The organism is Amycolatopsis sp. NPDC004368, assembly GCF_053602515.1.
The window spans coordinates 26,394-48,506 of record NZ_JBSGDT010000010.1; the positions used below are offsets into that span (position 1 = coordinate 26,394).

Here is a 22,113-nt window from a genome sequence, read left to right on the forward strand (position 1 = left end):
CCGATCCCGAAGACGGAGCAGGCGGACGTCGGCGGGCGACGCGGGTGTTCGCCGACATCGCGATGCCCGACCTGTCCGGAATTGCGATGTCGCGCATGATCGCGGCCATCGACCTCGTGCCGACGCTGGTGTTGGTCACCGCCTACGCGGACAACGCGGTGGACGCCTTCGACCTGGGCGCCGTCGACCATCTGCTCAAGCCCTACCGGCAGAGCCGGCTCGATCGCACCGTCGAACGGGTCATCGCGCGGCGAAACGCCGACCGCCCCGAGCTCACCGACTTCGGCCGGGACCTGGCCGAGCCACTGGACATGCTGGCGGGTTGGGCCCGCCACCACATGAAGCAGGTGACGGCCGCCCGGGCGGCCTTCGACGCGGAACAGCACCGCCGACGGTTTGAGGTGCAGGTAGCCGGTCGGCAGCTCCTGCCGGTCGACACCGGCCCTCGTCAGAAGCGCGAGGATCTCAGCGACTGACCAACCCCGCCTCATGCGCCAGCAACCCCGCCTGCGTCCGGTTCCCGCACTCCAGCTTCACCAGCATCCGCGACACGTAACTCTTCACCGTCGCCTCCGCCAGGTGCAGCCGGGAGGCGATGTCCGCATTGGACAGTCCCTCGCCGAGGCACGTCAGGACGTCGCGTTCGCGGTCGGTGAGGGCGGCGGTGAGGCGCTGGGCCGTGGCGGTGCGGGCGTGGCCGTCGGAGGACAAGGCGACGAGGCGGCGCGCGGCGGAGGGCGACAGCACCGTGTGGCCGTCGGCGGCGACGCGGACGAGGCCGATGAGGTCTTCGGGCGGGGTGGACTTCACGAGGAAGCCCGCGGCGCCCGCGCGAAGGGCCCGGATGACGTACGTGTCGGCGTCGAACGTGGTCAGCGCGACGACCGCGGGCGGGTCGGGCAGGGCGACGATGCGGGTGATGGCCGTGAGGCCGTCGACGCCGGGCATGCGCAGGTCCATGAGCACGACGTCGGGACGGTGCCGCACGACGGCTTCGACCGCTTCGGCGCCGTCGCCGGCCGAGGCGACCACCGTCAGGTCCGGGGCGGAGCCCAGGATCGTGCGCAGGTGCGCGCAGACCATGGGCTCGTCGTCGGCCACGACCACCGTGATCACCGGGGAGCACCTTCCGTCGTCGGGACGTAGGCGGGAAGTATCGCACCGACCCGGAACCCGCCGCCGGGCTCGGGGCCGGACTCCAGGCGCCCGCCGACGAGCTCGACGCGCTGGCGCAGTCCGCTCAGCCCGGCGCCGGAGCCGCTGCCGGCGAGGGTCGGGTCGGGTGGGCGGCACGCGGAAGTGTTGGTGACGCACACCTCCAGGCCCCCGGGGTGGTACCGCAGCACCACGACGGCCGACGAACCCGGCGCGTGTTTGCGCACGTTCGTCAGCGCCTCCTGCACCACGCGGTACGCCGTGCGCGCGACCGTCGGTGACACCTGGGACGCATCACCGCTCACCGTGAGCTCAGTGGCCACGCCGACGGCCACCGACTCGGCCACCAGGTCGGCCGGCGAAGCCACCGGGGCCGGGGAAGCCGCCGGCGGCTCGAACGACGACCCGTCGCGCAGCACGCCCACCAGGTCCCGCAGTTCGTCCAGCGCGTGCGCGCCCTCGCGACGGATGTCCTCGGCCGCCGAGCGCACGGCCGGGTCGGTGGAGACCACGCCCAGCGCGCCCGCGTGCAGCACCATCAGGCTCAGCCGATGGGTCACCACGTCGTGCATCTCGCCCGCGAGCCGCCGCCGTTCCTCGGCGCGTGCCCGCTCCGCCAGCAGGTGCTGTTCGCGCTCGGCGCGCTCGGCCCGATCGCGCAGGGAACGCAGCAGCTGCCGCCGCGCCTCGAAGTAGAGCGCCACCGCCACCGGCAACGCCGTGCTCAGCAGCCCGAAGGGCGTCGTGTTCCACGCCGGGTCCCACGGCCGCGTCGCAAGCACCGCCAGCACCCCGCCGAGCCACAGCAGCCGCCGCCGGTCCATCACGCGCGGCAGCTGGCTCAGCACCACCGGCGTGATCGTCGGCACGGTCATCAGGCTCGGCTGGTCCGCGGGCACCAGCAGCCCGGGCGAGAACAGGTCCGACGCGAGCATCGCCAGCGACGCCACCACCAGCACCCCGGCCACCGCGTCGGGGAAGCGGAACACCGCCAGCAGCGTCACGTCGCACGCGAGCCGCAGCACCAGCCCGGCGTACGGCCCGAAGGCGCCGCTCGTGGGCCCGGCCAGCTGCAGCGACACGTCGATCGCCGCGAACAGCAGCACCGCGGCCGCGAGCCAGCCCAGATCGGCCGGCCGGGGCCACGTCCCACGCCGCACTTCGGTCACGCCCGTCACGGTAACGGCTGGTCCGGACCTGCGCGGCCGGTACGCATCCGCCGGGGGAGCGGCCGCAACGGAAGTTGCGCGGCCGACAACGTTCGTGGCCCGCGCCGGCTACCGATCACCGTTACGCGCACCCGGCCCGGCGCGGTCCACTCGGATCATGACGAGTACGGAGACGACGAGCACCCGGGACGTCGCCGCGTTCGCCCGGCTGCCGGTGCTCACCGTGGCCGCGCTGGCGGCGGCCGCGCTCGTGGTCACGAGCGTCCGCTACGCGCACGGGTTCGACGAGCTCTATTTCCTGGTGGCTGGTCGAGATCATCCGGCCTGGGGGTATTTCGACCAGCCACCGCTCGTCCCGCTGCTGGCCGGCACGCTCGACCGGCTGTTCCCCGGTTCGCTGCTCGCGCTGCGCCTGCCGATGGCCATCGCGGTCGGCGCCGGGGTGGCGGTCACCGCGCTGATCGCCCGCGAGCTCGGCGGCCGTCGCGGCGCGCAGCTGGTGGCGGCGGGGCTGTACGCCACGTCGAACCTGGTCATCCTCAGCCACTGGGTTTCCACCTACGCGCTGGACCCGTTCCTGTGGACCGTCGTGGTGTTCCTGCTGGTGCGCTGGACCCGCACCCGCCGCGACGGCCTGCTCGTCCGGGCGGGCGTGGTCACGGCCGTGTCGCTGGAGGTGAAGTTCCTCATCCCGGCGTTGTGGGCCGCGGTGCTGGTGAGCGCGGCGGTCTTCGGCCCGCGCCGGCTGCCGAGCCGCCCGAAACTCCTGCTCGGTGCCTTGATCGCGGTGGTGGCGACCATCCCCACCCTCGTCTGGCAGGCGGCGCACGACTGGCCGTACGCGCACATGGCCGACGTCGTCGCGGCCGAGTTCCCCGGGTACTGGGCGTTCGCGCGCGACGGGCTGCTCGGCGCCGGGATGGGCGTGGGCGTGGTAGGCCTGCTGTACGGCGGGTGGCGGCTGTTCCGCTCGGCCGAGCTGCGGCCGTATCGCTACCTCGCCTTCGCGTTGGTGCTGGTCACGGTCGTGGTGGTGCTGACGCACGGCCGTTCGTACTACCTGATGAGCTTCTACGCGCTGCCGTTCGCGGCCGCCGCGGTGGAGCTGAGCCGGCGCGACCTCGCGCGGTGGTGGCGGATCCCAGCGGGCGTCGCGTTCGCGCTGTCGGCCGCGGTGACGGTGGCCGGGTTGCCCGTGTGGCCCGCTTCAGTGACGGCGACGACGTTCGGGCCGGTGTCACTCGGCACGGTGTTCGCGGGCGGCGAGACGGCGCAGAAGCAGGTCGCCGACGTCGTCGGGCAGACGTACGCCGCGCTGCCGGACAAGGCGCACACGGCGGTGTACGCGGAGATCTATCCGTTCGCGGCGGCGGTGGAGTACTACGGGCCGCCCTACGGGATCACGGAAGTCTACAGTGGACACCGCGGGTACTGGTACTTCGACCGGCCGCCGGACCTGGCTCGGGATGTGCTGTTCGTGGGCTTCGAGCCGGCGTTGCTGAAGCCGTATTTCTCGTCGGTCACCGAGGTGGTGCCCGGTCTGGTGTGGCACTTTTCGGGGAGGACGCAGCCGTGGGACGCGATCTGGCCGCAGGTGAAGCGGCAATGACACTTTCACTGGCCGCTCGGGCCTACTTGCTGGCATGCGATCCGGATCGGGGCCGCGTGCGAAGGCGCAGTGACGCCGCGTTGCTCGTGCGCGCCGCCGCGGTGGCCGACCTCGTGCTGCGTGGCCGGCTGGCCGTTGCCGGCGGTCGGGTGTCGGCCGCCGGCCACGGGCCCGTGGGCGACCTGCTGCTCGACGATCTGCTCGCCGACCTCACCGAGGAGGGGCCGATGCGGTGGAAACGCCTGGTGCAGCGTGAATCCGCGGACACCGTGCGTTCGCTGGAACTGCAGCTCGCCGCAGCCGGGCTGGTGCGGGTGCCGCGGCGGAAGGTGGTGGAGCTGGTCGACCGGACGCCGGCCGACGAGATTCGGGCCACTGTGGACGCTGCCCTGTCCGGTTCCACAGTGGACGATGCGACCGCCGCCCTGACGGCTCTCGCGGCGGCGGCGGAGGTGGGCTTCACCCGCTGTTCGGCGCGTCGGCACGCTCGGAGACTCGAGCAGCTGGCTCTGGCCGCCGGCGTGACGGAACTGCGAGCGGCGGTACGGCACTTGCGGGCCCGGCGGTTCGCGCTCCTGGCGAGCGGGTGAGTTCGGCCGCCGCCGAAGGGTTCGGGGCCTACGGTGGCGGAATGACGTCCTTCGCCGCCTTGCACCTGCCCGGGAAACCCTTGCTGCTGCCCAATGTCTGGGAGTTCGGCTTCGCCGCCGCCCTCGCCGCGGCGGGCCACCCGGCGGTCGGCACGACGAGCCTGGGTGTGTCGGCCGCCGCCGGCCTGGCCGACGGCGCCCCCGCGTCCCGCGCGGCGACGGTGGCGCTGGCCCGCGCGCTGGCGCCGCTGGACGTGCTGGTGAGCGTCGACATCGCCGACGGTTTCAGCACCGACCCGGCCGTGGTCGCCGACCTCGTGGCGGAGCTGGCCGACGCGGGCGCCGTGGGCGTCAACCTGGAAGACGGCCGTGCCGACGGCACCCTCGCCCCGGTGGACACGCAGTGCGCCCTGATCGCGGCCGCCCGCGCCGCCGCGCCCGGCGTGTTCCTCAACGCCCGCACCGACACGCACTGGCTCGGCTCCGGCTCGCTGTCCACCACCCTCACCCGCGCCCACGCCTATCGCGACGCCGGCGCCGACGGCCTGTTCGTGCCCGGCCTCGCCGCCGCGGACGACATCACGGCGGTCGTCGCGGCGACGGACCTGCCCCTGAACGTCCTGTTCCTGCCGGGGCGCGTCACGGTCGCCGGCCTCGCCGATCTGGGCGTGGCGAGGGTGAGCCTGGGGTCGACGCCGTACCGCGTCGCGCTGGCCGCGGCGCTGGCCACGGTGGCGGCTGCCCGGGATGGCGGGGAGCTGCCGCTGGCGCCGCCTTCGTACGACGAGGTGGCCGGGTTGCTGCCCGCGGACCGGTAGGTTCCGGCCGCGCGATCCCCCGGGCCGCCGTCACGGTCAGTCCGCGCACCGGCCGCGCCGGGTTGGCTGCCCACTCGACAACACCGTTGACGACGTCAAACGCGTTCTCACCGCATTCGGGTGAAGCCGCCGCCAGCGGTGAACTACGGTATGTGCCCGTGGTTGGTCCGCATTTCACCCCCGGTCCCTCGGACACGGCACCGCTCGCCGCGGTGCCCGCGCAGCCGGGGTCGCCGCCCGGTCCGGCGCCGGCGCGGGACACGAAGGCGTTGCTGGTGCGGGGCGCGGGGCTGCTCGTGATCGCCGTGGTCGCGGGGCTGGTCTGGTACCTCATCCGGCACGACAGCACGCCGCCGCCCGTCGCGCAGGAGCCGGTGAAGACGAGCCCGTTCGACTACCAGCTGGTCGAAGGCCCGAACAAGTCGACCGACTGCGCCGCGAAGTCCTACGACGACACCAAGAAGTTCTTCCAGACCAACCCCTGCGGCTCGCTCGCGCGGGGGCTCTACACGGTCCAGTACGGCGACGCCAAGGCGCTCGTCTCGGTCGTCAAGGTGAGCATGCCGACCGCGGCGCAGGCCGCGCAGCTCAAGGCCCTCACCGACCAGGACGGCACCGGCAACGTCAACGACCTCGTCCGCGACGGCACCTACAAGGCCGCCGGCGCCCCCAAGGTCAGCGGCGACCAGGCGCAGTACGAATCGGCCGTCACGGGCACCGACGTCACCATCGTCCTGGCCGACTTCTACGCCCGCCACAAGGACGACGCGCTCCTCAAGCGCATCGCCACGGGTGCCCTGGACCTGGGCGCCGACCTGCACTGACGACCAAGCACACGGGGCCGTTCCCACCACCGGGAACGGCCCCTCTTTTTCACGGCTTTTTCACGGCCGAGCCCCGGCCCCGGGCGATCATGCCCGGTGCCGAAGCCGTGCCGTGACGGCAGCTTCGGCCTCGGCAGGGCACCGGCGAACCGGACGAAAAAGGGGTCGTTCCCCTCACCGGGAACGACCCCTTTTTCACTCCCGCAACCTCACACGGGCTGCCCCGGCATCGCCAGCGCCGTCGGCTTCTCCCCGGCTTCCTGCCGCCACGGCGTCCCCCGCCGCGACGCCGCGATCAGGGCCTGCAGGGCCATCTTCCGCAGCCCCGCGTCGTCGGTGTGGGTGACCACGCCGAGCCACGCCGCCGCCGAGTCCTGTTCCGCGCTCGCCACGAGGCCGGCCGCCGAGGCGGTGTCGTCGACGGGCTTCGGCGGCACGTACGCGGCTTCCGGAGCCACCGGGGTGCCGCCTGCCGACTCGATCATCTGGGTGACCACGTCGCGCCGGTCGGTGTGCTCGGCGCGGCCCGCTTTGAGGGCGTCGCCGAACTCGCCGGGCAGGAAGGCGGTCACCAGCCCGTACACCCAGAGCGCCGCGTGCTCCGAGGCCAGCGCCTTCTGGAGCGGGTCGACGGCGTCTTCCGCGAGCTTCCCGGCCGGCGCGACCGGGGCCTGGGCGTCCGCGCCGGGGCCCAGCGGCGCGGCGATGCGCTGCAGGCTCGCGCAGCCGGCGGCGACGCCCGCGACCAGCCCGGCGCGGTAGGCCGGCAGCGTGGGCACGAGGTCCTCGGCCTGCTTCCGGGCCGCGGCCAGGCGTTCCTTGAACGCGCCGACGTCCGCGGGCGCGGCGGGCGGAGTGCTCACCTGCGTCGGCCGGTTGAGGCGGTCGACCTCGGGCTTGAGGGCGGCGGCCTGGGCGGCGCGCGCGTCGGCGACCTGCCCGGCGACAGCGCCGCCGAGGGCTCGGGCCGCGGATGCGTCGGCGTCGGCGGCCGTCAGCAGCGGGGCGAGCGGGTCGGGGCTCGAGTCGTAGCCCCCGGAACAAGCCGCCAGCGGGAGGGCCACGGCGGCGACGGCACCCAGGCGCAGAACGCCGCGCCGGGAAAGCCGGGAGAGGTCGGTCGGTCTCACGTCGGCCCATCCTGCCAGGCCCGGCACCGGCACCGCCGCTCGCGCGTCCCCGCGGGGTCGCACGATAAGCTGGTCCACCACCGACCACAGTCGTGACCAGCCCGCGTCACCTCGGCCGAACAGGAGTGCTCCACGTGCCCAACGAACTCGCCAGCCGGCTTCAGCCGATAGTGGCCGAAGCCGTCTCCGCCGCGGGTTTCGACCTCGACTCGTTCGAGGTGCAGCAGGCCGGCCGCAAGCAGCTGGTCAAGGTCGTCGTCGACTCCGACGACGGGGTCGGGCTGGACGAGGTCGCCGAGATCAGCCGCAAGGTGTCGGCGGTGCTCGACGACAACGAGCACGTGCTCGCGAGCGCCTACACCCTCGAGGTCACCTCACCGGGCCTCGACCGGCCGCTCTCGCAGCCGCGGCACTGGCGCCGCGCGAAGTTCCGCCTGGTCCGGATCACGCCGGCCGAGGGTGCGGAGTTCGTCGCGCGCGTGGGCCATGCAGGCGAGGAGCGCGTCACGGTCCTGTTCGAGGGCCGGCTGAAGGACGTGCACTACAAGTCGGTGGCGAAGGCCGTGGTGGAGATCGAGTTCAAGCAACCACCCGTCGACGAGCTCAAAATGTTGGAACAGGACGCGTCCGGCAAGAGCAGCACCCCTGCCGGCCAGACGGAAGCGAAGGAGGAGCCGAAGTGAACGTGGACATCGCCGCGCTGCGGGCGATCGAACGGGACAAGGACATCCCCTTCGACACGGTGATCGAGGCCATCGAGACGGCCCTGCTCACGGCCTACAAGCACACCGAGGGGCACCAGCCCCACGCGCGCATCGACATCGACAAGAAGACCGGCCTCGTCCGCGTCCTCGCCCACACCCTCACCCCCGAGGGCGAGGTCGACGAGGAGTGGGACGACACGCCCGAGGGCTTCGGCCGCATCGCCGCCACCACGGCCCGCCAGGTCATCCTGCAGCGCCTGCGCGACGCCGAGCACGAGAAGACCTTCGGCGAGTTCTCCGCCAAGGAGGGCGAGATCGTGGCCGGCGTGGTGCAGCGCGACGCGCGCGCCAACGCCCGCGGCATGGTGGTGGTCCAGGTCGGCGACACCGAAGGCATCCTGCCCTCGGCCGAGCAGGTCGCGGGGGAGTCCTACGAACACGGCACGCGCATCAAGGCGTTCGTCGTCGGCGTTTCGCGCAGCAACCGCGGGCCGCAGATCATGCTCTCGCGCACGCACCCGAACCTCGTGCGCAAGCTCTTCGCACTCGAGGTGCCCGAGATCGCCGACGGCACGGTCGAGATCGCCGCGGTGGCGCGCGAAGCGGGCCACCGGACCAAGATCGCCGTGCGCTCCTCGGTGCCCGGCGTGAACGCCAAGGGCGCCTGCATCGGCCCGATGGGCGCGCGCGTGCGCAACGTGATGAGCGAGCTGGCCGGCGAGAAGATCGACATCATCGACTACTCGGAGGATCCGGCCCGCTTCGTGGGGAATGCCTTGTCCCCGGCGAAGGTTGTGTCTGTTCGTGTCGTGGACGAGCGGGCGAAGACCGCTCGTGTCGTCGTGCCCGATTTCCAGCTCTCCCTCGCCATCGGCAAGGAGGGCCAGAACGCGCGGCTCGCCGCCCGGCTCACGGGCTGGCGCATCGACATCCGCAGCGACGCCGCACCCGCCGAAGGGGAGGGTGAGCAAGACCACGCCGGACAGACGCGGCCCGCCGCGACAACCGGTTCGGCTGAGTGAAGGTCGAAGCGCTAGACTCGACAATGGTTCAGGAGCCGCCGCGGGGATGTGGCGACACGACCGACCTCCAGCGTCACCGGCACGTTCCGGTGCGCACGTGTGTCGGCTGCCGGCAGCGGGTCCTGAACGGTGAGCTGCTGCGAGTGGTCGCGGTGGCCGGGCGGCTGGTCGTCGACGAACGTCGGCGGCTGCCGGGGCGGGGAGCGTGGTTGCACCCCACACCGGGCTGTCTGGCCAAGGCCGAGCGGAAGCGGGCGTTCCCCCGGGCCCTTCGGGCCCAGGGCGCACTCGACGCCGCGGGCCTGCGTGAACACGCGGCATTCGCGGTGCCCACCACGGAGATGGGGCCCGAGACCTTCTCGGGCCGAGAGTGAACAAGGAAGCAGGTCGACCCGTCATGAGTCAGCCGTGAAGCCGACGCCATGAACGCGCGACGATAAGGACGAGGTCAGCGGGTCTCTTCACCGCCTGGCCTCCCCTAGATGAGGAGAGCTGTGCCAGGCAAGGCCCGTGTACACGAGCTCGCGAAAGAGCTCGGCATCACCAGCAAGGAAGTTCTCGCCAAGCTCAAGGAGCAGGGCGAGTTCGTGAAGTCCGCGTCATCCACGGTCGAGGCGCCCGTCGCCCGTCGCCTGCGTGACGCGTACCCCGCCAAGGGCGGGAAGAAGCCCGGCCCGACGCCCGGCCCGCGGCCCATGCCGCCCGCCGGTCCTTCGAACGCCGGGAACTCCAACGGCAACTCGAACGCTGCCCCGAGCGCTCCGCAGGCCCCCCGGCCCGCCGCGCCGGCTCCGCAGCAGTCGCAGCAGCAGGCTCCGGCGGCGAAGGCCGCGCCTGCCGCTCCGCAGTCCAGTGGCCCGCGTCCGGCCACCCCGGGCGGCCGCCCGGGTCCGGGCCCGCGTCCCGGTCCGCGCCCGGCCACCCCGGCGCAGCCGCAGCAGCCGCAGCCCGAGGTGCAGGCCCCCGCGGCCAAGGCCGAGCCGTCCGGCGGCGCCACCGCGGCGCCGAAGCCCGCTCCGAAGCAGGACGCCGCGTCCTCTTCGGCCGGTTCGGTCGTGCCGCCGAAGCCGCAGGGTCCCAAGCCCGGCGGTCCCAAGCCCGGCCCGCGCACCCCGCGCGTCGGCAACAACCCGTTCGGCGTCGGTTCCGGCGCCCCGGCCCCGCGTCCGCCGGCCCCGCGCCCCGGCCCGGGCCAGGGCGGCGACAACCGGCCGCCGCGTCCCGGCGGTGCCGGTGGCGGCGGTGACCGGCCCGCGCCGCGTCCCGGCGGTGGCGCCGGTGGCAACCGGCCGAGCCCGGGCAACATGCCCCCGCGGCCGAACCCCGGCATGATGCCGGGCCGTACCCCGCGTCCGGCCGGTCCGGGCGGTGGCGCCCGTGGTGGCCCCGGTGGCGGAGCCCGTGGTGGCCCCGGCGGCGGCGGTCGTCCCGGTGGCGGCGGCGGCGGTTTCCGCGGCGGCCCCGGTGGTGGCGGCGGCGGTGGCTTCCGTCCCGGTGGTGGCGGCGGTGGCGGTGGCGGCTTCCGTCCCGGTGGTGGCACGGGTGCCCCCGCCGGCGGTGGCGGCGGCTTCCGCGGTGGCGGCGGTGGCCGTGGCGGCCCCGGTGGCCGTGGCGGTACCGCGGGTGCCTTCGGGCGTCCCGGTGGTCCCTCGCGCAAGGGTCGCAAGTCGAAGCGGCAGAAGCGCCAGGAGTACATGGACAACATGCAGGCGCCCAGCGTCGGCGGCGTCCGCCTGCCCAAGGGCAGTGGCGAGACGATCCGGCTGCCGCGTGGTGCCTCGCTGACCGACTTCGCCGAGAAGATCGACGCCAACCCGGCTTCGCTGGTGCAGGTGCTCTTCCACCTCGGCGAGATGGTCACGGCCACGCAGTCCGTGTCCGACGACATCCTCGAGCTGCTCGGCGGCGAAATGAACTACAACGTTCAGGTCGTCAGCCCCGAGGAGGAGGACCGCGAGCTCCTCGAGACCTTCGACATCACCTACGGTGAGGACGAGGGCGGCGAGGAAGAGCTGCAGGTCCGCCCGCCGGTCGTGACGATCATGGGTCACGTCGACCACGGTAAGACCCGCCTGCTGGACACGATCCGGAAGACGAAGGTGCGCGAGAGTGAAGCCGGTGGCATCACCCAGCACATCGGCGCCTACCAGATCGAGACCGAGCTCGAGGGCACGCCGCGCCTGATCACCTTCATCGACACCCCGGGTCACGAGGCGTTCACCGCCATGCGTGCCCGCGGTGCGAACTCGACGGACATCGCGGTGATCGTGGTGGCCGCCGACGACGGGGTGATGCCGCAGACGGTCGAGGCGATCAACCACGCGCAGGCCGCCAAGGCGCCGATCGTGGTCGCGGTCAACAAGATCGACAAGGAAGGCGCCAACCCGCAGAAGATCCGCCAGCAGCTCACCGAGTACAACCTCGTGGCCGAGGAGTACGGCGGCGACACGATGTTCGTGGACATCTCCGCGCGGGAGAACATCAACATCGACGGGCTGCTCGAGGCGATCCTGCTGACCGCCGACGCCGCGCTGGACCTCCGGGCCAACCCGGACATGGAGGCCCAGGGTGTCGCGATCGAGGCGCACCTCGACCGCGGCCGCGGTCCGGTGGCCACGGTGCTGGTCCAGCGAGGCACGCTGCGCGTCGGCGACTCCGTCGTCGCGGGCGACGCCTACGGCCGCGTCCGCCGCATGGTGGACGAGCACAACGAGGACGTCACCGAGGCGCTGCCCTCGCGTCCCGTCCAGGTCATCGGGTTCACCTCGGTGCCGGGCGCGGGCGACACCTTCCTGGTGGTCGACGAGGACCGCGTCGCCCGGCAGATCGCCGAGCGCCGCTCCGCGCGCACCCGCAACGCGCTCAACGCGTCGCGGCGCAAGCGGGTCAGCCTCGAGGACCTCGATTCCGCCTTGAAGGAGACGAGCAGCCTCAACCTGATCATCAAGGGTGACAACTCGGGTACCGTCGAAGCGCTCGAGGCGGCACTGCTGCAGCTGGACGTCGGCGACGACGTCGAGCTGAACGTGGTGCACCGCGGCGTCGGTGGCGTGACCGAGTCGGACATCGACCTGGCGACCGCGTCCGACGCGATCGTGCTCGGGTTCAACGTCCGTGCCCAGGGCAAGGCGACGGAGCGGGCCACCCGCGAAGGCGTCGACGTCCGGTACTACACGGTCATCTACCAGGCGATCGACGAGATCGAGCAGGCCCTCAAGGGCATGCTCAAGCCGGAGTACGAAGAGGTCGAGCTGGGCCGCGCGGAGGTTCGCGAGGTCTTCAAGTCCTCCAAGATCGGCACGATCGCGGGTTGCCTGGTCGTGTCCGGCGAGATCCGGCGCAACGCCAAGGCGCGCCTGCTCCGCGACGGCACCGTCGTGGCCGAGAACCTGCCCGTCAGCTCGCTGCGGCGGTTCAAGGACGACGTGGTCGAGGTCCGTGAAGGGTACGAGTGCGGTCTCACGCTGGGCTCGTACAGCGACATCAAGGTCGACGACATCATCGAGACCTACGAACAGCGGGAGAAGCCCCGTGCGTGAAGGCTGATTTAGGGGAGGGGCGTGCTCGCCAAAGCGCTCGCCTCTCCCCGCCTTCACGGTGTTTCTTGGGGGTCGAACCCCCAAACCCCCGCCAGGGGCAAGCCCCCTGGACCCCCGCGGTGGTCGCGTCGGTCGATTCGGCCGCCGCGGGATTTCAGTTCGCACGTGGTTTTGCTTTGAAGGAGCCTATGTACGTCGGAGCTCTCGAGCTCGACATCCTGCTCGACGACATTCACTCGTTGAAGCAGAAGCGGTCCGTGATCAAACCGGTGGTGGCCGAGGTGCGCAGGCGCTTCGCCGTGTCGGTGGCCGAAGCGGGTCACCTCGACCTGCACCGGCGAGCCCTCATCGGAGTGGCCGTGGTCGCCGCGGGTGGCGAGCAGGTCCGGGACGTGCTCGACTCGTGCGAGCGGTTCGTGGCCTCGCGGCCGGAGTTCGTCCTCCTGTCGGCGCACCGCCGGCTCGTGGGGCCGGACGACTAGACCGGAGAACTTTTCAGAAGGGGACGTTCCCATGGCCGATCCTGCTCGGGCTCGCAAGCTCGCCAAGCGGATCTCGCAGATCGTGGCGTCGGCGATCGAGCACGACGTCAAAGACCCGCGGCTCGGCGCCGTGACCATCACCGACACCAAGATCACCGCGGACCTGCACGACGCCACGGTGTACTACACGGTGCTCGGCGAAAGCCTCGACTCGGAGCCGGACTTCGCGGGCGCCGCGGCGGCACTGGAGTCCGCTCGCGGTGTGCTGCGCACCAAGGTCGGGCAAGGCACCGGCGTCCGCTACACCCCGACGCTGGCCTTCGTGGCCGACAGCATCCCCGACGACGCGCGCCGCATCGAGGAACTGCTCGCCAAGGCCCGCGAGGCCGACGCCGAGGTGGCCCGCCAGGCCACCGGCGCCCAGCACGCCGGCGACGCCGACCCGTACAAGGCGCCACGCGAAGACGAGGACGACGACGACCTCGCCGACACCGACACCGACGCCGAAACCGAAGAGGAGACCCGAGGCTGAACCGCTCCGGAGGATCCCCGACGTCCCACGACGCGGCGCGCTGTTCCGTGGCGCCGCGTCGTTCGTCGCCACCTCCACCGGGCGCTCCGCCTCGCTGGGTACGCCGTCCGCGGCTGCCCCGCCCACCAGCCCGCCGGCCCTGAACACACCAGTTCGGGGCCGGCGGCTTTCTTTTCGGTGTCCCAGCGGGTGTCTCGGGTGTCGCGGTGTCGCAGCTGCGGCGCGCTCGTGACCGGGTACTCCGAAGTGGACGGTGCCAAACCGGCACGCCGGCAACCCCGGAAGCTCAGGCCGGCTTCGCCGCCACCACGAGGTCCCGCTCGATGGCCTGGTCCACGCGGTGCGCGAACTGCTCATGCGGCCCGCCCTCGCACACGTCCAGACCGGCGCGCGCCAGCACCGCGACGAGCTCCTCGCGCGGCAGCACGTGGGTGTTCCACGAGATCCCGAGCGCGCCACCCGGGCGCAGCACGCGGGTCCACACGGGAACGGCCGCGGCGAGGAGGTCGCGCGGGGAGCGGGCCAGGCCGGCCTCGCGGTGGCTGCCGTGCTGTACGCCGTACGGGGCGTCGGTCACGATCACGTCGACCGAGTTCGGCTTCAGCAGCTCGTCGGTGGTCAGGGTGTCGGCGTTGAAGTAGGTGAGGCGGCGCGTCTGCCCGCCCTTGTAGTCGTCCTTGTCGAACGCGTACTCGAGGTCCAGGCGGCGCCCGAGGCGGACCTTGTTGCGCCGCAGCTGTCCCGAGTCGGCGGTGTGCTTCACGCGCTTGGTGCGCAGCCAGGTCTTGATGAACTGCTCGTAGGCCTCGAAGTCCTTGCCGTCCACGTCGAGGCCGGTGGCGTCGAAGCCGTACATCACGGCCTGGTTGAGCGTGGTGCCGCGCCCGCACAGCGGGTCGAGCAGCGTCCGCGGCCGGGTGAGCCACCCGGTCGGGTCGGCGGTGGCCAGCAGGGTGACGTTGAGTAGCAGTTTCGTGAACTGCTCGTTGGTCTTGCCCGCGTACTTCTGGATCGTGAGCAGGTCGGAGTCCGTCTTCGCCAACGGCCGCACGAGAACGGGGCGCAGCACGCCGTCGCCCAGCTCGAACAGGGCGTAGAGCGAGGACAGGTTGGACAGCAGCGCGATGTTCGCCTCGGTCAGCGGGGCGGGCGTCGCGAACTTCACGTAGCCCACGCCGCCGAGCTCCACCTCCTCGACGGCGGCCGGCTCGCTGCCGAGCCCGGCCGCGCCGAACACCGCCAGCTCGGCCCGCAGCAGCGCGGGCGCCGAGGCGGCGTAGACCCGGTTGGCGGACGGGTGAACGAGAATCGCGTACTCAGGCATTCCGCAGAGCGTAGCGTGACGCACTGTGACACCTACTTTGGCGCAGGACATCGAAGCCGCCGCCGCCCTGCTCGCCGGGGCCACCGACGTGACGCTGCTGGGCCACGTGCGTCCCGACGCCGACGCGCTCGGCAGCGCACTGGCGCTCGGCCACGTGCTGCACCGGCGCGGCGCCCGCGTGCGGGTGTCCTTCGGCGAGCCCGACGAGGCCCCCGAGACCCTGACCTGGCTCGACGTCGACGGCCTGCTCACCCGGCCCGGTGACCTGCCCGCGTCGGAGCAGCTGCTGGTCGCGCTCGACACGCCGGTGCCCGCGCGGCTGGGCCGGCTCGCCGGGCGCGTCGACGCCGTGCGCGCTGCCGGCGGGGCCGTGCTCGTGGTGGACCACCACGCCACGAACGCCTTCTACGGCACGCACCACGTGGTCGACGAGGCCACCGAGGCCACCGCCGTGCTCGTCGCACTGATCATCGAGGCCATGGGCGTGGAGCTGGACGAGCCGGCCGCGCGCTGCCTGTACGCGGGCATCGTCACCGACACCAGCGGCTTCCGCCGCGCCCGTCCCGAAACGCACTTGATCACCGCGCGCCTGCTGGCCGCGGGCGTCGACCCGACCGAGGTGGCGCGGCGGATCGTGGACGACCACCCGTTCGCCTGGCTGCCGATGCTCTCGGCCGTGCTGGCGGAGGCGCGGCTGGAGCCCGACGCCGCGCAGGGCTTCGGGTTCGTGCACGCCGTGGTGCGCTCGGCGGCGGCGGCGAGCGTGCGCGGCGAGGAGGTCGAGTCGGTGATCGACGTGGTCCGCGCGACCCGCGAGGCCGGTGTCGCCGGGGTGCTGAAGGAGTTCGGCCCCGACGGCGACGGTTCGGTGTGGACGGTCTCGCTGCGGTCCGCCGGCGGCGTCGACGTGTCGGCGGTGGCCGCGGAGTTCGGCGGCGGCGGGCACCGGCGGGCGGCGGGCTGCACGATGGCGGGCACGTCGGACGAGGTCCTGGCGAAGCTGCGCGAAGCGCTGGGCCGCGCGCCCCTGCTGGACGGCAAGGGCGCCTGAGTCGCATTGCCCCTGCTCGCGGGGTGCCGCGACGTGCTGCACGTGTTCGGGGACCGTCTGCACGAGCCGCTGACCCGGCCGAAGTGTCCACTGCAGACATTTTGATCCAGCGGGTTCCTTGGTGCACATGGAGATCGGCGGCACGACGAGCCCGGCCGGTCACCCGGTGCTGCTCGGCCTCGCGTCGGCGCATCGCGGCGATGTTCGCCGAATCGGGACGGGTTCGACCCCGCCGCGCCGCAACCCGCACGGCTGCGCAGGTTCCCGGGCTGGCCCGGTGGGCGGAGCCGGCGCGGAGGTCGTCGTTCCGGAGCCACGGCGTCGCGGTGCGTCCGTGATTCTCGGCGCTTGCGGGCCCGAAATGTCGGCGCCGGTGGCTACTCTCCCGAAGTGCCCGACGAAGCCCCGCCTGTCCCGCCCGCCCGGCCCGCCACGCCCGCCGTGACCGCCGACGACCGCATCCCCGCCCGCCGTGTCCTCGGCCTCGCCGTGCCGGCACTCGGGGTGCTGGCCGCCGAGCCGCTGTACGTGCTGGTCGACACCGCGGTGGTCGGGCACCTCGGGGCGCTGCCGCTGGCCGGGCTCGCGCTCGGCGGGGTGGTGCTGTCGCAGATCTCCACGCAGCTCACGTTCCTGTCCTACGGCACCACGTCCCGCACCGCGCGGCTGCACGGCGCCGGCCGCCGCGAGGACGCCGTGCGCGAAGGGGTGCAGGCCACGTGGCTCGCGGTCCTGGTCGGCGCCGTGCTGCTCGTGGCGGGCCAACTGCTGGCGGGGCCGATCGCCCGCGCGCTGTCGGGCAGCGACGAGATCGCGGCCTCGGCCGTGTCGTGGCTGCGGATCGCGCTGTTCGGGGCGCCGCTGATCCTCGTGACGATGGCCGGCAACGGCTGGATGCGCGGCGTGCAGGACGCGGCCCGCCCGCTGCGCTACGTGCTGGCCGGCAACGGTATCTCGGCCGTGCTGTGCCCGCTGCTCGTCTACGTCGCCGGGCTGGGCCTGGAGGGATCGGCGATCGCCAACGTGGTGGCGCAGGTGATCTCGGCGTCGCTGTTCTTCGCGGCGCTGGTGCGCGAGCGCGTGCCCCTGCGCCCCGACTTCGGCGTGATGCGCGAGCAGCTGCGGCTCGGCCGCGACCTCGTGCTGCGCAGCCTGGCGTTCCAGGCGTGTTTCGTGTCGGCGGCGGCGGTCGCGGCGCGCACGTCGACCGAGGCCGTCGGTGCGCACCAGGTGGTGCTGCAGCTGTGGACGTTCCTTTCACTCGTGCTCGACTCCGTCGCCATCGCCGCGCAGTCGCTCGTGGGCGCGGCGCTGGGCGGGGGAGCGCAGCGGCAGGCACGCGGGGTGGCGTCGCAGATCGTGGCGTACGGGCTGGTGCTGGGCTGCGTCCTGTGCGTGCTCTTCGCCGCGCTGTGGAGCACGCTGCCGCACGCGTTCACCTCCGATCCGGGCGTGCTCGCCGAGATCCCGCACGCGTGGTGGTTCTTCGTGGCCCTGCAACCGATCGCGGGCGTGGTCTTCGCCCTCGACGGCGTGCTGCTGGGCGCCGGCGACGCCGCGTTCCTGCGCACGGCCACGCTCGTCAGCGCGGGCCTGGGGTTCCTGCCGCTGATCTGGCTCTCGCTCGCGTTCGGCTGGGGCCTGGCGGGCATCTGGACGGGGCTGTCGCTGTTCATGCTGTTCCGCCTGGCCGCCGTGCTCATCCGCTGGCGCTCGGGCCGCTGGGCGGTGGTGGGCGCGGTCCGCGGCGCCTGAGACGCCGGCACTCGAGATGACCGGCACTCGAGATGACCGGCACTCGAGATGACAAAGTGGGGTTCATGCGCTTCAGCCAGGTCGATGTCTTCACCGACGAGCTCACCTTCGGCAACGCCCTCGCCGTGGTCCACGACGCCGCGGGCCTGTCCGACGACGGGATGGCCGCGTTCGCGCGGTGGACCAACCTCAGCGAGACCACGTTCCTGCTGCCGCCCACCGACCCGGCGGCCGACTACCGCGTGCGGATCTTCACCGTCGAGCGCGAGCTGCCCTTCGCCGGGCACCCCACACTGGGTTCGGCGCGCGCGTGGCTCGAAGCCGGCGGCACGCCGAAGGGCGAGGACCTCGTGCAGGAGTGCGGCGCCGGTCTGGTCCGCGTGCGGCGCACGGGCGGACGGCTCGCGTTCGCCGCGCCGCCGCTCGACCGCAGCGGTCCCGTCGCGCCCGAAGACCTCGCCGCGGTGCGCACGGCGCTGCGGCTGGCCGAAGGCGACGTCGTCGACGCGCAGTGGGCCGACAACGGCCCCGGCTGGCTCGCCGTGCTGCTCGCGGACGCCGACGCGGTGCTCGCAGTGGAACGCGACGTGGCGGCCCTCGGGAGCTACAAGGTCGGGGTCGTCGGGCCGCACCCGGCGGGTGCGGAGGCGGCGTTCGAGGTGCGCGCCTTCACCGGCCTGGTCGAGGACCCGGTCACCGGCAGCCTCAACGCGGCGATCGGCCAGTGGCTCATCGCGTCGGGGCGGGCGCCGCAGGCCTACGTCGCCGCGCAGGGCACCCGGCTCGGTCGGCGCGGGCGGGTGCACGTCGAGCGCGCGGACGGCGAGGTGTGGGTGGGCGGCGACACCGTCGTCGGCATCACCGGGCAGGTCGCCCTGGGGTGACCGAACCGCGGCGTTCGGGTGATGTGGTGGATCCCACCCGGGTAACGGCTATGTTTCGACCTTGCTGAGGCGATACAACAATCGAGGCGGCAGTGTCGTCGTCTTCCCCCGACGATCGCTACCCGCAGGAGGAATCTTGTCGCCCGGCCGCGCCACCGTCCGGTCCTGGCTCATCTGGCTCACCGCTGTCTCCGTGTACCTGCTCGCCGTGTTCCACCGCACCTCGTTCGGGGTCGCGGGCCTGGAAGCCGCGGACCGGTTCGGGGTCGGCGCGGCGGCGCTCGGCACGTTCACCGTGCTGCAGGTCGGCGTCTACGCGGCCATGCAGATCCCCACCGGCGTGCTCGTGGACCGCTACGGTCCGCGCCGCGTCCTCACCGCCGCCGTGCTCATCCTCGGCACCGGCCAGCTGCTGCTGGGCCTCGCCGAGAGCTACGGCGTCGGCCTGCTCGCCCGCGGTGTGCTGGGGCTCGGCGACGCGCTCACGTTCGTCAGCGTGCTGCGCCTGATCGCCGCGCACTTCCCGGCCCGCCAGTACGCGTTGATCGCCACCTTCACCTCCGCCATCGGCTACGTCGGCAACCTGGCGGCCACCGTGCCGCTCACGCTGCTGCTCGCAGGTCCCGGGTGGACGGTCACCTTCGTCTCGGTCGGCGCGCTCACGATTCTGTTCGCGGTGCCGGTGGTGCTGCGGGTGCGCGACACCCCGCTCGGCGTCCCCGAGCCCGAACGGCTGCCTGTGCACCCGGCGCTGCTCGCGCGCCAGATCCGCGCCGCCTGGCGCGTGCCCGGCACCCGCCTCGGCTTCTGGACGCACTTCAGCACGATGTTCGCGCCCAACGTGCTCACGCTGCTGTGGGGAGTCCCGTTCCTCGTGCAGGGCCAAGGGATCCCGGCCGCCACGGCGAGCGCCGTGCTCACCGTGTTCGTGTTCGGCTCGCTCGCCGGCGGCCCGGTGCTGGGCACGGTGATCAGCCGCCACCCCGAGCTGCGGATGCCGATCGTCGGCGGTTACCTCGGCACCGCCGCCGTGACGTGGGGCGTGCTGCTCGGCTGGAGCGGGCACCTCCCGCTCGGCGTGCTCGTGCCCGCGTTCGCGCTGCTGTCGCTCGGCGGCCCGGTGTCGATGATCGGCTTCGCCCTGGCCCGGGACTACAACCCGCTCGAACGGGTCGGCACCGCGACCGGGGTCGTGAACGTCGCCGGGTTCGTCGCCACCACGGTCACCTCGCTCGTGGTCGGCGTGCTGCTGCAGTGGACGGGCGGGAACTTCCGCGTGTCGCTGCTGAGCATCGTGGTGGTGCTCGCGCTGGGCACCTGGCGGATGCTCGTGTGGTGGCGCCGTGCCCGGGCCCACGTGTTCGCCGCCGAAGCGCGCGGCGAGGACGTGCCCGTGCGGCTCACGCGCCGGCGCTGGGACGGCGAGGTGCCGGCGGTCGTCGCGGCCTGACGGCCGCCCGCCGGTCCGGACCGCACGGCTCGATAGGGTTCGCCCCGTGTCTCGCCCGAAGGAACCGCGCCGCCCCGCTCCGCCGCCCGGTCTGCTCATCGTCGACAAACCGGCCGGGATGACGTCGCACGACGTCGTCGCGAGGGCGCGCCGGATCATGGGTACGCGCAAGGTCGGCCACGCCGGCACGCTCGACCCGATGGCCACCGGTGTGCTGGTGCTCGGCATCGAACGCGCGACGAAGCTGCTGGGCCACCTGGCGCTCGACCGCAAGACCTACCTAGCGACGCTGTCGCTGGGCAGCTCCACCACCACCGACGACGCCGAGGGCGAGGTGCTCACCGAGGGTGACCCGGCGGTGCTCGCGAAGATCACCGAGGAGCAGCTCGCCGCCGGCGTCGCCGAGCTCACCGGCGACATCCAGCAGGTGCCCAGTGCCGTCAGCGCGGTGAAGATCGACGGCAAGCGCGCCTACGCGCGGGTGCGTGCGGGGGAGGACGTGGTGCTGCCGCCACGGCCCGTCACCGTGTACCGCTTCGACGTGCTCGCCGTGCGCCGCGAGGAGGACCGCATCGAGCTCGACGCCGTGGTCGAGTGCTCGTCGGGCACCTACGTGCGCGCGCTGGCCCGAGACCTCGGCGCCGGGCTCGGCGTCGGCGGGCACCTGCTCGCGCTGCGGCGCACCACGGTCGGGCCGTTCACGCTCGCCCGCGCCCGCACGCTCGACAAGCTCGAGGAACAGCCCGACCTGTCGCTGGACCTGGATGCCGCCGTCGCCGCCGCCTTCCCGCGCCGCGACGTCGACGCCGCCGAAGCGCAGGCCGTGCGCCACGGCCGGGCCATCCCCGCGGCCGGCATCGACGGGACCTACGGCCTGTTCGCACCGGACGGCCGCGTGCTCGCACTGGCGTCGGACGCCGAGGGCGTGGCCCGGTCGGTGGTGGTCCTGCTGCCCGCATAGGGTGGGTCGCGGTTGGGCTGAAGACCGGCACGGGGAGAGTTGACGACAGTGCAGCGGTGGCGTGGCCTCGGGGATCTCCCGGGCGGCTGGGGACGGTGCGTGGTCACCATCGGTGTGTTCGACGGCGTGCACCGCGGGCACCAAGTGCTCATCTCGCGCACGGTGCGTGCGGCCGCCGAGCGCGGCGTGCCGAGCGTGGTGCTCACGTTCGACCCGCACCCGTCGGAGGTCCTGCGCCCCGGCAGCCACCCCGCGCAGCTGACCACCCTGCGGCGCAAGGCCGAGCTCGTCGAAGAGCTCGGCGTGGACGTGTTCGCGGTGCTGCCCTTCACCCTGGAGCTCTCGCGCCTGTCGCCGCACGAATTCGTGCACGAGGTGCTCGTGGACCGGCTGCACGCGGCCGCCGTGCTGGTGGGCGACAACTTCACCTTCGGCGCCAAGGCCGCCGGCGACGTGACGCTGCTGCGCAAGCTCGGCAGCCGCTTCGGTTTCGTGGCCTACGGCGCCGAGCTGCAGGGCCGCTCGCTCGCCGAGGACCGCGCCGCCAACGACATCACCTTCTCCTCGACCTACGTGCGCTCGTGCATCGACGCCGGCGATGTGGTGGCCGCGGCCGACGCGCTGGGCCGCCCGCACCGGCTCGAGGGCATCGTCGTGCGCGGCGACGGCCGCGGGCACGACCTCGGCTACCCGACCGCGAACCTCTCGACGCCGCGCTTCGCCGCCGTGCCCGCCGACGGTGTGTACACGGCGTGGTTCACGCGCTTGTCGGACCCGGGCCGGCGGTTGCGGGCGGCGGTGTCGGTGGGCACGAACCCGACGTTCTCCGGCCGCGAGCGCACGGTCGAGGCGTTCGTGCTCGACGTCGACGAGGACTTCTACGGCCAGCACGTGGCGCTGGACTTCGTCACGCGCCTGCGCGACCAGGAGCGGTTCAGCCGGTCCGAGGAGCTCGTGGTGCGGATCGACGACGACGTGGTGCGCACCCGCGAGGCGCTGCCTGTCGAAACCCTGCCTGTCGAAACCCTGCCTGTCGAAACCCTGCCTGCCGAGGCCCGGGGCACCGAAGACTGAGGCCGTTCCCCCGGACGGGCTCCGGCGGGGGCGGAATGGG

At 73.0% G+C, this 22,113-nt stretch carries 21 protein-coding genes; 17 read left to right on the top strand and 4 right to left on the bottom strand.

Going from position 1 to position 22,113, the window contains the following annotated elements:
* Positions 1–44: 44 nt before the first annotated feature.
* Complete coding sequence (locus ACWEOE_RS16690; protein WP_452009531.1) at positions 45–476, top strand: response regulator; 432 nt, start codon at positions 45–47, stop codon at positions 474–476.
* Here ACWEOE_RS16690 and ACWEOE_RS16695 read toward each other — a convergent pair.
* On the bottom strand, positions 466–1,116 hold the full coding sequence (locus ACWEOE_RS16695) for a response regulator (RefSeq protein ID WP_452009533.1): 651 nt from the start codon (positions 1,114–1,116) through the stop codon (positions 466–468). The two genes, ACWEOE_RS16690 and ACWEOE_RS16695, sit on opposite strands and share 11 nt — an antisense overlap.
* Positions 1,113–2,324: a sensor histidine kinase gene (locus ACWEOE_RS16700; protein WP_452009536.1), complete on the bottom strand. Its 1,212-nt coding sequence runs from the start codon at positions 2,322–2,324 to the stop codon at positions 1,113–1,115. The genes ACWEOE_RS16695 and ACWEOE_RS16700 overlap by 4 nt, the downstream gene beginning before the upstream one ends.
* Before the next feature lie 157 nt (positions 2,325–2,481).
* Here ACWEOE_RS16700 and ACWEOE_RS16705 point away from each other — a divergent pair, with 157 nt between their 5' ends.
* From ACWEOE_RS16705 to ACWEOE_RS16720, 4 genes are all read left to right on the top strand, one after another.
* Entirely contained in the window at positions 2,482–3,933 is a 1,452-nt protein-coding gene (locus ACWEOE_RS16705; RefSeq protein ID WP_452009539.1) for an ArnT family glycosyltransferase, read from the top strand.
* The gene (locus tag ACWEOE_RS16710) at positions 3,930–4,523 is read left to right on the top strand and encodes a GPP34 family phosphoprotein (RefSeq protein ID WP_452009542.1); all 594 of its coding nucleotides are present in this window, start codon (positions 3,930–3,932) and stop codon (positions 4,521–4,523) included. Before ACWEOE_RS16705 ends, ACWEOE_RS16710 begins: the two co-directional genes overlap by 4 nt.
* A 41-nt stretch (positions 4,524–4,564) precedes the next feature.
* Positions 4,565–5,341, top strand: a complete 777-nt coding sequence (locus tag ACWEOE_RS16715) for an isocitrate lyase/PEP mutase family protein (RefSeq protein ID WP_452009545.1) — start codon at positions 4,565–4,567, stop codon at positions 5,339–5,341.
* 158 nt (positions 5,342–5,499) lie between these two features.
* Positions 5,500–6,165, top strand: a complete 666-nt coding sequence (locus ACWEOE_RS16720; RefSeq protein ID WP_452009547.1) for a hypothetical protein — start codon at positions 5,500–5,502, stop codon at positions 6,163–6,165.
* 209 nt (positions 6,166–6,374) lie between these two features.
* Here ACWEOE_RS16720 and ACWEOE_RS16725 read toward each other — a convergent pair whose 3' ends face one another.
* On the bottom strand, positions 6,375–7,295 hold the full coding sequence (locus ACWEOE_RS16725; protein WP_452009549.1) for a ferritin-like domain-containing protein: 921 nt from the start codon (positions 7,293–7,295) through the stop codon (positions 6,375–6,377).
* Positions 7,296–7,429: 134 nt separating this feature from the next.
* Here ACWEOE_RS16725 and rimP point away from each other — a divergent pair, with 134 nt between their 5' ends.
* From rimP to rbfA, 6 genes are all read left to right on the top strand, one after another.
* Positions 7,430–7,978: a ribosome maturation factor RimP gene (rimP, locus tag ACWEOE_RS16730; RefSeq protein ID WP_452009551.1), complete on the top strand. Its 549-nt coding sequence runs from the start codon at positions 7,430–7,432 to the stop codon at positions 7,976–7,978.
* Entirely contained in the window at positions 7,975–9,021 is a 1,047-nt protein-coding gene (nusA, locus tag ACWEOE_RS16735) for a transcription termination factor NusA (RefSeq protein ID WP_452009554.1), read from the top strand. Before rimP ends, nusA begins: the two co-directional genes overlap by 4 nt.
* 89 nt (positions 9,022–9,110) lie before the next feature.
* Complete coding sequence (locus ACWEOE_RS16740) at positions 9,111–9,395, top strand: YlxR family protein (RefSeq protein WP_452009556.1); 285 nt, start codon at positions 9,111–9,113, stop codon at positions 9,393–9,395.
* 120 nt (positions 9,396–9,515) lie between these two features.
* Positions 9,516–12,560 carry a translation initiation factor IF-2 gene (gene infB, locus ACWEOE_RS16745; RefSeq protein WP_452009559.1) on the top strand — a complete coding sequence of 1,015 codons (3,045 nt, stop codon included), beginning with the start codon at positions 9,516–9,518 and terminating at the stop codon, positions 12,558–12,560.
* Between the two features lie 188 nt (positions 12,561–12,748).
* Positions 12,749–13,042, top strand: coding sequence for a DUF503 domain-containing protein (locus ACWEOE_RS16750; RefSeq protein ID WP_452009561.1), 294 nt, complete (start codon positions 12,749–12,751; stop codon positions 13,040–13,042).
* Positions 13,043–13,073: 31 nt separating this feature from the next.
* Entirely contained in the window at positions 13,074–13,574 is a 501-nt protein-coding gene (gene rbfA / locus ACWEOE_RS16755; RefSeq protein WP_452009563.1) for a 30S ribosome-binding factor RbfA, read from the top strand.
* Between the two features lie 286 nt (positions 13,575–13,860).
* Here rbfA and ACWEOE_RS16760 read toward each other — a convergent pair whose 3' ends face one another.
* On the bottom strand, positions 13,861–14,898 hold the full coding sequence (locus ACWEOE_RS16760) for a TRM11 family SAM-dependent methyltransferase (RefSeq protein WP_452009565.1): 1,038 nt from the start codon (positions 14,896–14,898) through the stop codon (positions 13,861–13,863).
* Positions 14,899–14,923: 25 nt separating this feature from the next.
* Here ACWEOE_RS16760 and ACWEOE_RS16765 point away from each other — a divergent pair, with 25 nt between their 5' ends.
* From ACWEOE_RS16765 to ACWEOE_RS16790, 6 genes are all read left to right on the top strand, one after another.
* On the top strand, positions 14,924–15,949 hold the full coding sequence (locus tag ACWEOE_RS16765) for a DHH family phosphoesterase (protein WP_452009568.1): 1,026 nt from the start codon (positions 14,924–14,926) through the stop codon (positions 15,947–15,949).
* Positions 15,950–16,390: 441 nt separating this feature from the next.
* Positions 16,391–17,704 carry an MATE family efflux transporter gene (locus ACWEOE_RS16770; RefSeq protein ID WP_452009959.1) on the top strand — a complete coding sequence of 438 codons (1,314 nt, stop codon included), beginning with the start codon at positions 16,391–16,393 and terminating at the stop codon, positions 17,702–17,704.
* Between the two features lie 65 nt (positions 17,705–17,769).
* Positions 17,770–18,588: a PhzF family phenazine biosynthesis protein gene (locus tag ACWEOE_RS16775; protein WP_452009571.1), complete on the top strand. Its 819-nt coding sequence runs from the start codon at positions 17,770–17,772 to the stop codon at positions 18,586–18,588.
* Positions 18,589–18,721: 133 nt separating this feature from the next.
* Positions 18,722–20,038, top strand: coding sequence for an MFS transporter (locus tag ACWEOE_RS16780; RefSeq protein ID WP_452009962.1), 1,317 nt, complete (start codon positions 18,722–18,724; stop codon positions 20,036–20,038).
* Positions 20,039–20,084: 46 nt separating this feature from the next.
* On the top strand, positions 20,085–20,999 hold the full coding sequence (gene truB / locus ACWEOE_RS16785; RefSeq protein ID WP_452009574.1) for a tRNA pseudouridine(55) synthase TruB: 915 nt from the start codon (positions 20,085–20,087) through the stop codon (positions 20,997–20,999).
* A gap of 48 nt (positions 21,000–21,047) precedes the next feature.
* Positions 21,048–22,073 (top strand): bifunctional riboflavin kinase/FAD synthetase, encoded by a 1,026-nt coding sequence (locus ACWEOE_RS16790; protein ID WP_452009964.1) that lies wholly within the window; start codon positions 21,048–21,050, stop codon positions 22,071–22,073.
* The last annotated feature ends 40 nt before the right edge of the window (positions 22,074–22,113 follow it).

Bases quoted from the DNA above. Each gene is read 5' to 3' on its own strand.
- ACWEOE_RS16775 (WP_452009571.1), top strand. From the start codon at position 17,770: ATGCGCTTCAGCCAGGTCGATGTCTTCACCGACGAGCTCACCTTCGGC.
- ACWEOE_RS16710 (WP_452009542.1), top strand. From the start codon at position 3,930: ATGACACTTTCACTGGCCGCTCGGGCCTACTTGCTGGCATGCGATCCG.
- ACWEOE_RS16760 (WP_452009565.1), bottom strand. From the start codon at position 14,898: ATGCCTGAGTACGCGATTCTCGTTCACCCGTCCGCCAACCGGGTCTAC.
- ACWEOE_RS16705 (WP_452009539.1), top strand. From the start codon at position 2,482: ATGACGAGTACGGAGACGACGAGCACCCGGGACGTCGCCGCGTTCGCC.
- ACWEOE_RS16715 (WP_452009545.1), top strand. From the start codon at position 4,565: ATGACGTCCTTCGCCGCCTTGCACCTGCCCGGGAAACCCTTGCTGCTG.
- rbfA (WP_452009563.1), top strand. From the start codon at position 13,074: ATGGCCGATCCTGCTCGGGCTCGCAAGCTCGCCAAGCGGATCTCGCAG.
- ACWEOE_RS16750 (WP_452009561.1), top strand. From the start codon at position 12,749: ATGTACGTCGGAGCTCTCGAGCTCGACATCCTGCTCGACGACATTCAC.